Source organism: Lactobacillus sp. (assembly GCF_014803895.1).
The window spans coordinates 1-11,551 of record NZ_JAAVAU010000032.1; the positions used below are offsets into that span (position 1 = coordinate 1).

11 protein-coding genes are annotated in these 11,551 nt (G+C 32.7%); 1 reads left to right on the forward strand and 10 read right to left on the reverse strand.

Annotation, left to right across the window (positions count from 1 at the left end; translation table 11 throughout):
* Positions 1 to 133 precede the first annotated feature (133 nt).
* From HDR40_RS09000 to HDR40_RS09020, 5 genes are all read right to left on the reverse strand, one after another.
* The gene (locus tag HDR40_RS09000; protein ID WP_290628362.1) at positions 134 to 430 is read right to left on the reverse strand and encodes a hypothetical protein; all 297 of its coding nucleotides are present in this window, start codon (positions 428 to 430) and stop codon (positions 134 to 136) included.
* 51 nt (positions 431 to 481) lie between these two features.
* A complete protein-coding gene (lepB, locus tag HDR40_RS09005) occupies positions 482 to 1,039 on the reverse strand; it encodes a signal peptidase I (protein ID WP_290628364.1) in 558 nt (185 codons plus the stop codon).
* A 65-nt stretch (positions 1,040 to 1,104) separates the two neighbouring features.
* On the reverse strand, positions 1,105 to 2,415 hold the full coding sequence (gene serS, locus HDR40_RS09010; protein WP_290628366.1) for a serine--tRNA ligase: 1,311 nt from the start codon (positions 2,413 to 2,415) through the stop codon (positions 1,105 to 1,107).
* A 201-nt stretch (positions 2,416 to 2,616) separates the two neighbouring features.
* A complete protein-coding gene (locus HDR40_RS09015) occupies positions 2,617 to 3,171 on the reverse strand; it encodes a GNAT family N-acetyltransferase (protein ID WP_290628368.1) in 555 nt (184 codons plus the stop codon).
* Complete coding sequence (locus HDR40_RS09020) at positions 3,171 to 3,770, reverse strand: TVP38/TMEM64 family protein (protein ID WP_290628370.1); 600 nt, start codon at positions 3,768 to 3,770, stop codon at positions 3,171 to 3,173. The genes HDR40_RS09015 and HDR40_RS09020 overlap by 1 nt, the downstream gene beginning before the upstream one ends.
* 150 nt (positions 3,771 to 3,920) lie before the next feature.
* On the opposite strand from HDR40_RS09020, the gene HDR40_RS09025 reads away from it, so the two are divergent.
* Positions 3,921 to 4,727 (forward strand): alpha/beta hydrolase, encoded by an 807-nt coding sequence (locus HDR40_RS09025; RefSeq protein ID WP_290628372.1) that lies wholly within the window; start codon positions 3,921 to 3,923, stop codon positions 4,725 to 4,727.
* A gap of 118 nt (positions 4,728 to 4,845) precedes the next feature.
* On the opposite strand, the gene HDR40_RS09030 is transcribed toward HDR40_RS09025, so the two are convergent.
* The 5 genes from HDR40_RS09030 to HDR40_RS09050 form a co-directional block, all read right to left on the reverse strand.
* Entirely contained in the window at positions 4,846 to 5,856 is a 1,011-nt protein-coding gene (locus tag HDR40_RS09030) for a zinc ribbon domain-containing protein (RefSeq protein ID WP_290628374.1), read from the reverse strand.
* A 23-nt stretch (positions 5,857 to 5,879) separates the two neighbouring features.
* Positions 5,880 to 6,563, reverse strand: a complete 684-nt coding sequence (locus HDR40_RS09035; RefSeq protein WP_290628376.1) for a VTT domain-containing protein — start codon at positions 6,561 to 6,563, stop codon at positions 5,880 to 5,882.
* A gap of 129 nt (positions 6,564 to 6,692) precedes the next feature.
* On the reverse strand, positions 6,693 to 9,851 hold the full coding sequence (locus tag HDR40_RS09040) for an MMPL family transporter (protein ID WP_290628378.1): 3,159 nt from the start codon (positions 9,849 to 9,851) through the stop codon (positions 6,693 to 6,695).
* Complete coding sequence (locus HDR40_RS09045) at positions 9,848 to 10,444, reverse strand: TetR family transcriptional regulator (RefSeq protein WP_290628510.1); 597 nt, start codon at positions 10,442 to 10,444, stop codon at positions 9,848 to 9,850. Before HDR40_RS09045 ends, HDR40_RS09040 begins: the two co-directional genes overlap by 4 nt.
* 129 nt (positions 10,445 to 10,573) lie before the next feature.
* Entirely contained in the window at positions 10,574 to 11,548 is a 975-nt protein-coding gene (locus HDR40_RS09050) for a serine hydrolase (RefSeq protein ID WP_290628380.1), read from the reverse strand.
* Positions 11,549 to 11,551: the final 3 nt, after the last annotated feature.

The window sequence follows — 11,551 nt, forward strand, 5'->3', positions numbered from 1 at the left end:
AGCTTATTTATTATATCATCACTTTTTTAGTATTGCAAGAAAAAGTTTTTCTTTTTCTTTACCTCCTCAAGCGACGTACATTACTTTACAGGATTTTTTTATTCTAGTCAACCTTTTTTTGTAAAAAATGTATTTAATCTAAACTCCTAATAGATAGACCTACTTTAAGACTCTTATCCTGATTATTAAATACTCTTAGCCAATACTTTCCACTCCCCTTTACTGTAATCCATGTATCACCTTTAACAGATAAACGTTTAACTAATTTTTCATTGTTAATAATTTCTATAACAGCTTTCTGTTCTCTTTTCTGTGAAATATGAATTCGACAACCTTTATTACTGTTAATAGGACTAGTAGTGGCTTCGTTTACTCCTTCATATAAGCCGCCTTCTCCATAAGTTTCGTATTTTTTTCTTTTAAAAATCATTTTTCCTCCTAACTAAAAAATCCTTCTTTATTTTAAGAAGGATAATTAGTACTAATAAGTTTGCATTTTATTCAATGGCCAATAACGCCAAATAACTTTGCCTACAATTGCACTTTTCTTTACATAACCAAAGTAACGACTATCTTTAGAAACATTTCGATGATCACCCATTACAAAATAAGAATTTTTTGGTACTTTGTTCCCTAAATGCAATGACTCTAGAGAAAAATTATTTGTATAAAGCTGTCCCTTTATATTGTATTCTTTCTTCCCTTCGGTTAAATAGGACTCGTTAACCTTTTTTCCATTGATATAAAGTTGATCATTTTTATAGCTAATACTATCACCAGGTACACCAATAATTCGTTTAATATAAAGTGCTCCCGGTTCATCTGGTGCATTCAAAATTACAATATCACCACGCTTCAACTTAGTATTTCTTACCGAAATAACACGATCTCCAGATTCAAAGGTCGGCTGCATTGATGGACCTGAAACAGTATCATTACTCAAAAAGAATTTAAATACAATTCCAAATATTGCCCAAATAACTATAACAATTGTCGCTATTTGCAATATATCTTTTAATAACGAATCTTTTTTCTCCATAAATAAAAAATCCTCCTACTTACATAGGAAGATTTTAGTATAAAAAACTATATTTTACTAATTAATTATTCACCAAGTTTAGGTTGCTTAGTAATAACTTTCATGCCATGCATGTATGGGCGCAATACTTCTGGGACAGTTACACTACCATCTTCATTTTGGTAATTTTCTAAAATAGCAGCTACCGTTCTACCTACAGCAAGACCTGAACCATTCAAAGTGTGTGCTAAGTGAAGCTTACCATCTTCATCACGATAACGAATTTGTGCACGACGTGCTTGGAAATCAGTACAATTAGAACAACTTGAAATTTCACGGTATTTATCTTGAGCCGGCATCCAAACTTCAAGATCATAAGTCTTAGCACTAGTAAAACTTGCATCCCCAGTTGATAAAGCTACCACATGGTAAGGCAAGCCAAGTTTTTGTAATAAATGTTCCGCATTATGGGTTAATTTTTCCAATTCCTCCCATGAACTTTCCTCATCAACAACCTTAACCATTTCAACTTTTCTAAACTCATGCATTCTAATTAAGCCACGAGTATCACGACCAGCAGAACCTGCTTCACTTCTAAATGCTGGTGACATAGCAGTGATGTTAATCGGTAGCTGCTCACTATCAAGAATCTTACCACGGAAGTAATTAACCAAAGGAACCTCAGCAGTAGGAATTAAAGTTAAATCTAATGGCTTAGTTGGATCATCATTATCCACGATGGTATAAACATCTTCTGTAAACTTAGGGAATTGACCGGTTCCTTGCATAGAATCGCGATTTACCATGTATGGAGTAATCATTTCAGTATAACCATCTTTAATATTTTCATCTAAGAAAAAGTTAAAAACAGCACGTTCTAACATAGCACCTGCACCTTTGTAATAAACAAAACGAGCAGCAGAAACCTTAGCAGCAGTATCCCAATCTAAAATATTTAAATCAGTACCGATATCCCAGTGGGCTTTAGGCTTAAAGTTAAATTTAGTTGGTTCTTCCCATTTACGAACTTCTTCATTGTAGCTTTCATCTGGACCGATTGGATCAGAATCAGCAGGGAAGTTTGGTAAACGAAGTAAGATATAATTTTGTTTTTCAGTCAATTCATTAACTTCATTATCTAAATCTTTAATTTCTTTACCTACTTCACGCATTGCAGCAATTGCATCACTAGCATCTTCTTTATTACGTTTAGCTTGTGCAATTTGATCAGAAACTTCATTACGCTTCTGCTTCAAAGTTTCACTCTTTGTCAAAGCTTCACGACGCTTCTTATCAATTTCAACTAATTTATCAAGTTCTTCTGGCTTGATTCCTCTAGTTGCTAACTTTTCTTTAGACCAATCAAGGTTTTCACGAATAACTTTAATATCGAGCATTTTTTCCTCCTAAAAATAAAAAAAGCCGCCTCATCCCATAATGGGACGAATCGACTCACGGTTCGCGGTACCACCCAGCTTTGGTATAAACCACTCTCTACAGCAATAACGGCGCTAACCGTGTAGAATTACCTACCCACAATTGAAATCTGGAAATGACATTCACCTACTCACACCAACCGTAGGCTCTCTGAAGTTGTCTTAGGATTTCGTGTTTAGTTGCATTATAACATGCCAATCCTGTGGTGTTAATACAAAAAACTTTTCTTTATAATTAAAAAGCTCAGAAACTTCATTATAATCAACAGTATAAACATACCGAAAGCCTAGTTTTTTTAGTAAATTTTGCGAGATTTCATTATTAGCAAATGTTCCAGCCCAAATTTGATTTTGATTTAGATTATCAAAAGCATAATTAAGGACTATACTCAAAGCTTCTACCATATAACCTTGATGCCAATAGTTTCTATCCATCATAAACCCCAACGACTTGGTGGCAAGTAATCCGGCTTCACCATCAGTCCCACGATTATATAGCTCTACTAATCCAATCATTTGATCATTTTTCTTTAAAACTATAGCGTAACTATATTGTCGTTCACTATATATCTTTGCACCCTCCTGTGCTTTTTCTAAAGATGAGTAGTCACTATACCCTGCCATTTTATGATAGATTGGGTCTTGTCCCCATTTAAAAAGAACAGGTGCATCTTCTATCCTTACTTTTCTTAAATAAATTCTTTTTCCCGTTAACATTAATTACCCAATAACTTCATTACCCATTTAGCACCATACATCAAACCAAAACTATAAGCTGCAATTGTCCAAGGTTTACCAAGAAGAATGATCAGTAAATAAGTTGAAAATTTCATTTCAGTTAATCCAGAAATCATACATAAAATGTCATCTGGCGCAGCTGGTGCAATAATACATATTGCAAAAATCCAATTATATTTTTTTTGATTTTTAGTCCATTTCATATATTTTTGATAAGTTTCTTCAGAAACTAGATGTAAAATAAATGGTTTTCCGTAATATCTAGCCAAAAAGAAAATAATTATTGATCCGATACAAATTCCTACATAGTTGTATATAAATCCCCATAGTGGCTCAAAAAAGACAACACCACCTAACAAAGAAATTCCCCCTGGAATAATAGGAATCACAACCTGTACAATTTGTATCAAAACAAATACAATGCGTCCAATAACCTGTTTATCGGCCAAATAAGCTTTCATTTTTGCTTGGCTATCAAAAATGCCCAATCTATACCAATAAATAGTAAGTAAAATAATCAGAATAGTTGATACAATTGTCAAAATATTAATCAATTTTCGGCTAGTTTTCGTAGACATCCGCTATGCCTCCTTTTCTTATCAATATCATACCAAATCTTTGATCAAAATATCTTTCTATATTAACTTTAAGGCACAATAACTATTATTTAAACTCATTTATCCTATAATTAAAAAGGATATAAGAATTAGATGCGATGAGGTTTTATTATGGTTTTAATAAAAAAAGATATTTTATACGATGAAAAAAAGAATTTAGCAACTGATATTTATTTTCCAAACGACACTAACTCTGAAACCAAAATTTTAATTTTTTGGCATGGTGGTGGCTGGTTTCGTGGCAGTAAAGATACACTCCAAAATATTGGAGTTAGCTTAGCTAATGCAGGATTTATGACCTTAATTCCGAATTATAGTCTAGCTCCAAAGTATCATTTTCCCACCGCCCATCAAGATAGCGATAATTTCATTCAATGGTTACTCAATTCCCAATACACAGACGACGATGATTTAAAAAATATCATGCAAATTGGCGCTAGTGCTGGAGGCACTCTTGCTTTGTACTTAGCCGGAAAATATGGTTTTCCCACAGTTACCTGGTCAGCTCCAGTAGACTTTTCAAATTGGATGAAGCAACATTCTCAAACTGTTCCAGCTAAAGATGCAGCTAATGAATTAAATTTAACTGATTCACATCAGATAAAAGATGCATTTTATAAATATTTTGTCTTAACTTATGCAGGCAGCGAAAACTCCGACATATTAACTCAAATGGACGCAAGTAGCTATAATTTTACCCATTTAAATCGCTTAAAAATGATCAATTCAGCTAATGAACTAACTTCTTTAGAAAGCGTCTTAAATTTTGTAAAATTTCTTGCTAAACACGATCATGAAGTAGAACTCCTAGTTATTAAAGGAACAGGCCATGCAATGGACTACGCTGATGAATACTTAGATGAATCTGTTGACTTTCTTTATCAAACCATAAAAGATCAAGAAAAAAAGACTAGATAAATACCATGAGTAAAAGTGCTTCCTTTAATTAATGAAATTATGAGAATAGTTAGTTATTAATCTTGCAAAGTAATAATTTTTTATAAGAAAAAGGAGTTGACCTATACAGATCAACTCCTTATTTTTTTAAATTTTTTCCTGCAATTAAAGTAGTTAAAATGCTCGAAATAAATAAAAGATAAGTTGAAATACCAAAGGAAATTGCATTTGCTATCATTTGTTGTGCCTTTGCATCACTTACTACACTACTATCTGTTATTCCAATCGATTTACCTGCATTTAAGAAAATTAATTCAAAAGCACAGATAAATAAAATAATCGTTTCAATTACCGCTAGCCCAAAAGTCAATTGACGATTATATTTTTTATTCCTTAAAGTAACAACAATCACTATAATTGGAAAAAGTACAAAAACTAACCACAAGCCATATCCAATAAGTGAGTATTTTCCACCAAGACCACCTAAATTTAATAGCATTTTAGAAATAGATAATGCTTGGAAACTTTCCATTGAACTAGAAGAAAATGGCCCATAAAAAACTGTCAATAAACTTAATGCAGCCATTAATATAACCCCAAATTGACTAGCAGTACGTTTTTGTTTTATCTTAATAGGTTTAGAATTTGAGTCTTTACCTAATTTATTATCTAAACGGGCCTTATGAGACTTAATTTTACTTTCGCCCTGTTCAAAAGAATTAACGACATCAGAACTTACTTTATTTACTTTCTGAGTCAAACGCTTATCGACAGTATATTGTTCAGGCTTTTTATTTTTATCACAAACAACAAATAGCCAAATCATCAAAGCAAAAAAACTAAACCAACCTAATAACCTGGAAAAACTCATTAAGATTAGCAATAATATTCCCACTAAAAAAACAATAGTTGCATTTACACGAATCCAGGTAATCATTGCTGCTACCGTACTATTTTGTTTTTTAGGAGTAAATTCCTCTTCACGAATTGTACGCCTAGTCATTTTAGGGGTATCTTTTTCATCTTTATTAGTTTCCTGAACCTGTTTATCAGTTAAAAATTCTTCATGAAATTTTTTTAAGTTAAAACCACAATGAGAGCACTTTTCATCGTTTTCATTTATATTTTGACCACAGTTAGGACATTTCATATATATTCCTCAACATTCTTTTATTATGCTGTCTTATGACGTGATTTACCCGCTAGTTTTACTACAAAAATTGCCATTATTAGTAAAATGATAATTCCAATTACTACACCAATAATCTTCTTAGTATCGCCATGAAAAATAGCATCCCCACCAAAGGCATATAAATACGATGTTGGCAACATTCCAATTACAACCATTGGGAGATATTTTTTCCAGTTTATCTTCATTCTAGCACAGGCATAGTTGACCAAAATACTTGGGATAAAAGGTATCATAAAACCTATGGTTAATCCGGCTAAAGGATGATTCTGATGCATCAAAAAATTCAAAATTTTATTCTCTTTAAAATGATGTGAAAAATTAAGTTTTTTAATCAATAACATAATTATGCTATTACCTAAAATATTTCCTAGCCAATTAATTAACAAGCCTAGCCATGGCCCGTAGCATAACCCTGCTAAAATACATACTAAAGAGTTTGATAAGCCTGGAATAGCATTTAAAATTGCTATTAAAATCAATAAAAATACGCTGTCCCGAATTTCATGTCGTCTAATCAAAAACAATAGTTTTTTCTGCGTATCGCCAGTAGGATGTAATAAAAGGTCAATTTCCGGTCGATAATCTCGATAAAGTAAATATACTAACAGCCCTGCTAATAATAATCCGACAATTATCAGAATAGTCTTTCTAAACTTCTTTCCCATATCAATACTTTCGTTAACTACTAAATAAACTAAATTACATCAATTATCTATCAATCTTATTTTCTAACAAATTCTTCTAATAAGCAAAAAAGTTCGTAGTAAAAACTACAAACTTTTTAAAATAAGCCTTTATTGATTATTAGAAGCGTTTTTCTTTTTGCCCCACTTAAAGTGAAGGCCTTCGTAAGTAATCTTCATTGCTGCTGACATATTAATTGGAATTAAGAATACTAACAACAACAAACCAAAAATAACTGTCAACGCTACTTCAATTAAAGTTGGCACACCGGAAGGCATTAATGCTGCAAAAGTACCACCTAAGATAACAGCAGCGGAAATAACTACAACACCAATTGCAGTACATGCCTTTAAGATTCTTTCACTAGCTGTCATGCTATGATCCTCAATTCCTTCTTCACGATAACGCATCATTAAGAAAATACTATAATCTACACCAAGTGCAATCAACATAATAAAACTGAAGAAAGGTGTATTCCAAGTAAGCATAGATCTATGCATAATGTGTTTTACAACTAATTCATTAATCGATAATGAAGTAAAGTAAGCAATTAGCAATGTACCTAAAATAAACACAGGTTGTAATACTGAACGAGTAATAATCATCAAAGCAATTCCGATACCAATCAACATAATTGCAGCAGTTCTTAAAAAGTCACCGCTGGCAATCTTTTGGGTATCATAAATCTTTTCAGATTGACCACCCATGGCTACAGTTGCGTCATTTAAGTCAGTACCTTGAAGTGACATTTTAGCCATTTCGTTAAGTTCATTAGCCTTTTTAGCCATCTTCAACGAACTTGGATTACCCTTAAAAATAATCATAATCTTAGTAGCCTTTTTATCTTGGCTCAAGTAGTTATCAATAGCTGGCTTAAAAGTTGCGGATTTTAATACACTAGTTGGAATATAGAAAGTATCTGCAGCTGCTGACTTACTTAACGGATTAGTGTAATCTTCAATTTTACCTAAACCTTTATTAACTTTCTTAATACCTTTAGTTAATTCAGGTGATTGTTTATAGAGTTTTTTTGCTCCTGAATTCAGCTTATCAGCAGCAGGCATAGCTTCACCAATAGCGCTTTGAACTTGCGTCAATCCACCTTGTAATTGAGTAATTGCACTTGCAGCACCAGGTAAAGCAACATTTGAAGCCGTAGCTACTTCACCAACTGCACTTCTTAAGGTAGAAAGTTGGCTCATACTACTTTGAAGACCTTGCATGCTTGAAGCAACATTAGTCATGGAGTTAGCCAATGAACGATCGGCTACACCAGCTGCTTGTAAATTATTAGCTACTTGCTGTAATTCACGACCAGCAGCTGCTTGTTGGCTATTAACCTTAGTCTGGACACCTTGCAAAGTTTGTTGCATTGCAGCACCCATTACGGCCTGTTGAGTAGAAGTTAACTGAGCTTGATTTGCAACAGTTTGATATTGAGACATAATTTGTGAGGTATTCACATTTGATCCAGAGCTAGCACTTTGAACATTTCTTAAACTATTACCAGCAGAAGTTAGGTTGCTACCGATATTTTCAGCTTGGGTACCAACATTATTTAAATCACTAGTAATACTTGAAGTATCTGGCATTTGCGCATTTTGAAGCCCGCTATTAATTTGTTGAATACCATCATTGATTTGTGGCAAACCACTTTGAAGTTGAGCAATTTGACTTGAACTGCTGGACATTTGCTCACTTAATTGGTCATTCATTGAACTTAAGCCACTAGTTAATTGTTCAGTCCCATCGCTTAACTGTCCTAGACCTTTAGTTAATTTAGCTGAGCCTTTATCTAATTTAGTTAAACCTTTTCTTGCACTACTCAAACCACTATTAACTGTCTTAAGTTGGTTGTAGAGATATAGATCACTAACCTTTTTACCAGCTGGTTGAGTAATTGACATTACACTTGAAACATCTTTATCTTTCTTGATTTTCTTAGTAAGAGAATCAATTTCTTTAAGATATTTTTCCTTATCAAGTTTTTTATTACTTTTAATGTATAAAGTAGAATATTCTGCAGTACCCTTGGTAAAGTGATCCTGCACTACTAATAAACCAGCTTTAGCAGGCACGGAATCTTTTAATTCATCAGCATCATCATAATTTAAGTTATTAGAATATTGCAGCATGAATGGAACAACTACTACCGCTAATACTGCTAAAAAGATAAGCGGGTACTTTAAGGTGTTCTTTGATAACCAATTCCACAATTTTGAGCTAGATTCTCCATTAAATTGCTTGACTGGCCAAAACATCTTTTCACCTAAAGTAGCCATAAAGAATGGATTCAAGGTCAAAAGAACTAACAATAGAACAGCTACACCTACAGCTACACCTACAGCTGAGCGATAAATAGAGAACTTAGCTAATCCTAAAGCACTAAAACCAATTAAAATCGATGAACCTGAAAATAAGATAGTCTTCCCGGCTTTTTTACGAGCATCCTTAGCTGCTTCATACCGGTCCATATTATTACCCAGGTTTTCCTTAAACTTGTCATAAAGCAAAATATTATAGTCAGTACCAATTCCGAATAATACTATAACCATAAATACTTGCGTAAAGTTAGAGAATGGGAAGTTAAAATGTTGTACTAAGTTTGTTACTAATGAGAAAGATACAAGGAATGAAACTCCTACAGTTAGTAATGAAATTAAAGGTACAATTGGTGAACGGAATACCAAAACTAAAACAATAAAGATAAAAATAACAGTGATTACTTCAGTTTTTTTGATTCCTTGTTGAACTTCTGCTGAGAAATCATCCTGTAGAATCTTTGCACCAGTTACATATGTTCTTAATCCCTTAGTTTTAACCGCCTTAATGAGTGCTTGATTTGTAGCAGCAACCGTGGAATGGTTGTTATCAATATTTAATTGAACCATTTCCGTAGTTTTATCTTTAGAAACCAGCTGAGCCTTTGCAGCTTCATTATCGTTAGGCGTTAACATTGATTTAATACCCAAGTTTTTCTTATTATCTTGAAGGTATTGAATCGTATTATTAATTTGAGACTTATCTTCACTTGTAAGCTTGCCATTCTTTTTATTAAAAACAATAGCAGTTACATACGTGTTATCTTGATTATGCCCCCAATGGTTTTCAATATTGGTGGCAATTGAGCTTTCAACATTTTTAGGAAGTGTAACATCCGAATGAGCACGCGTTAAAGCATTCACATTCGGTAATGCCACTACAGCAATTATCAAAATTGCTAACCATGCAATTAATGATCCAACATGGTTCTTGATGAAATTCTTCATCGAGCTAATTTCCTTTCTTTAATAGTTTTCCTCTGATTAACCTTTACTTTTGGCGCAACAAGTCTAAGAAGTAATTGGTGATAATTATCATTTGATTGTTCCTTAGTTTCATCACTAAACATTTGTGATCTATCTAAGAAAACATAACCTAGCACAGCTGCTAATAATCCATGTACAGATACTACATTTTTATTATCAACATCAAGTTTCTCACCTAATTTTACAATCTCATGTACTTCTTTTTTTACCGTAGAATCATTTCCAATTTCATCTACGTTATAAAAAATACTTGACATTGCATGATCATTCAAGAGGAAATTTCTAATTTCATCTGCAAAAGCAAATAAAGCATTTCGTCCTGAAAGTCCAATTATCTTCTGGACCAATTGCTGATGCAAAACTTGTAATCTCTTAACACAAATTAAAGATAGTAGCTCACGGCGATTAGCAACATAATGATAAAGTGACTGGGAACGAATATTTAACTCTTGAGCTAAATGCGGCATTGTTAAGGCACTCAAGCCATCATCATTAATTATTTTAGTCGCTTTATCAATGACTTTTTCTTTATCTAAAGTCCTGTGTTTAGTAATGATATTCACCTCCAATTTTTCTATACTCAGATACTATATCACCAAACCATGTAGATTACAATCTACAATCTGTAGATTTTTCTCTACTTCAACAAAAAAAGAATCTACTTCTGTAGATTCCTGTCTAAATTATTTTTGATGGGCAGCTGTATTAATTTTCTTTCCTAAACTTCCATAGTCAAAATTATCTTTCTCATTTAAGCAAGCTACTGCATAATTTTTTCCATTAACTTCTACCAAAGCAACACTACCATTGGAACCACTAATTCTGTAGGATGTCCCAGATATCTTCTCAGTTAGGCCTTTATTTTTAGAACCTGTCATATAACCGATAATCTTAGTATCATGCATGATTCCTAATACTTTTCCTTGATACAAAGTTTTTATTACTTTAGTCATGTCACTAGCGCTAGTTTTACCAACATCCCCAGAACCAAACTTACCAGTGATTTCAGTATCAGTAGCCCCAAACTTTTTAGCCACGGCATTAACTTGTTTATAACCAATCTTATTTAAAAGAATATTAGCTGCTACATCACTATCTTGACTAACCATTACAGTTCGAATATAAGCATAACTATATTGCAAACCAGTTTGTAACATTTTATCTTTTGTACTTAACTGATCAGTCGCCTTTATCTTATAAGCATGATTAGCAACTATCTTCTTAGTTTTAACAGCATTTTCATACGCTAATAGGATATAAAACTTCAAACTATTTTTAGCTTTTAAACTAGTTTGACTGGTATTAGTCACACTAGCAAAATTATTTGATTTATCTAAATCAATAAAACTAACTTGATAGGCCTCTTTTTGATTTCCAATACTCTTTTCTATTGCCTGAATAATTTTTTTATTACTCCCTTTAGCAACTTTAACCTTTGAAGTAGTCTCGGATTTAGTAACTTTATCCTCGCTCTTTTTTGAAACTGTACTCTGTTGCTTTTGGCTAGATTTTACAATTTGCGATTTTTTAGTTACTTTTGTAGTGTTCCCATTATAAACTTCTATCTTTGTAGTTTTAATTCGATTAATATTTGTCATATAAAATGCCAGACTGCAAAAAGCAACTAAAGCTGACCCAAAAAATATTTTATTTTTCATAAG

What these genes read in the sequence shown, in the direction of transcription:
- HDR40_RS09050 (WP_290628380.1), bottom strand. Translation starts at nt 11,548, where the DNA reads ATGAAAAATAAAATATTTTTTGGGTCAGCTTTAGTTGCTTTTTGCAGT.
- HDR40_RS09025 (WP_290628372.1), top strand. Translation starts at nt 3,921, where the DNA reads ATGGTTTTAATAAAAAAAGATATTTTATACGATGAAAAAAAGAATTTA.
- serS (WP_290628366.1), bottom strand. Translation starts at nt 2,415, where the DNA reads ATGCTCGATATTAAAGTTATTCGTGAAAACCTTGATTGGTCTAAAGAA.
- lepB (WP_290628364.1), bottom strand. Translation starts at nt 1,039, where the DNA reads ATGGAGAAAAAAGATTCGTTATTAAAAGATATATTGCAAATAGCGACA.
- HDR40_RS09000 (WP_290628362.1), bottom strand. Translation starts at nt 430, where the DNA reads ATGATTTTTAAAAGAAAAAAATACGAAACTTATGGAGAAGGCGGCTTA.
- HDR40_RS09035 (WP_290628376.1), bottom strand. Translation starts at nt 6,563, where the DNA reads ATGGGAAAGAAGTTTAGAAAGACTATTCTGATAATTGTCGGATTATTA.
- HDR40_RS09040 (WP_290628378.1), bottom strand. Translation starts at nt 9,851, where the DNA reads ATGAAGAATTTCATCAAGAACCATGTTGGATCATTAATTGCATGGTTA.
- HDR40_RS09015 (WP_290628368.1), bottom strand. Translation starts at nt 3,171, where the DNA reads ATGTTAACGGGAAAAAGAATTTATTTAAGAAAAGTAAGGATAGAAGAT.
- HDR40_RS09020 (WP_290628370.1), bottom strand. Translation starts at nt 3,770, where the DNA reads ATGTCTACGAAAACTAGCCGAAAATTGATTAATATTTTGACAATTGTA.
- HDR40_RS09030 (WP_290628374.1), bottom strand. Translation starts at nt 5,856, where the DNA reads ATGAAATGTCCTAACTGTGGTCAAAATATAAATGAAAACGATGAAAAG.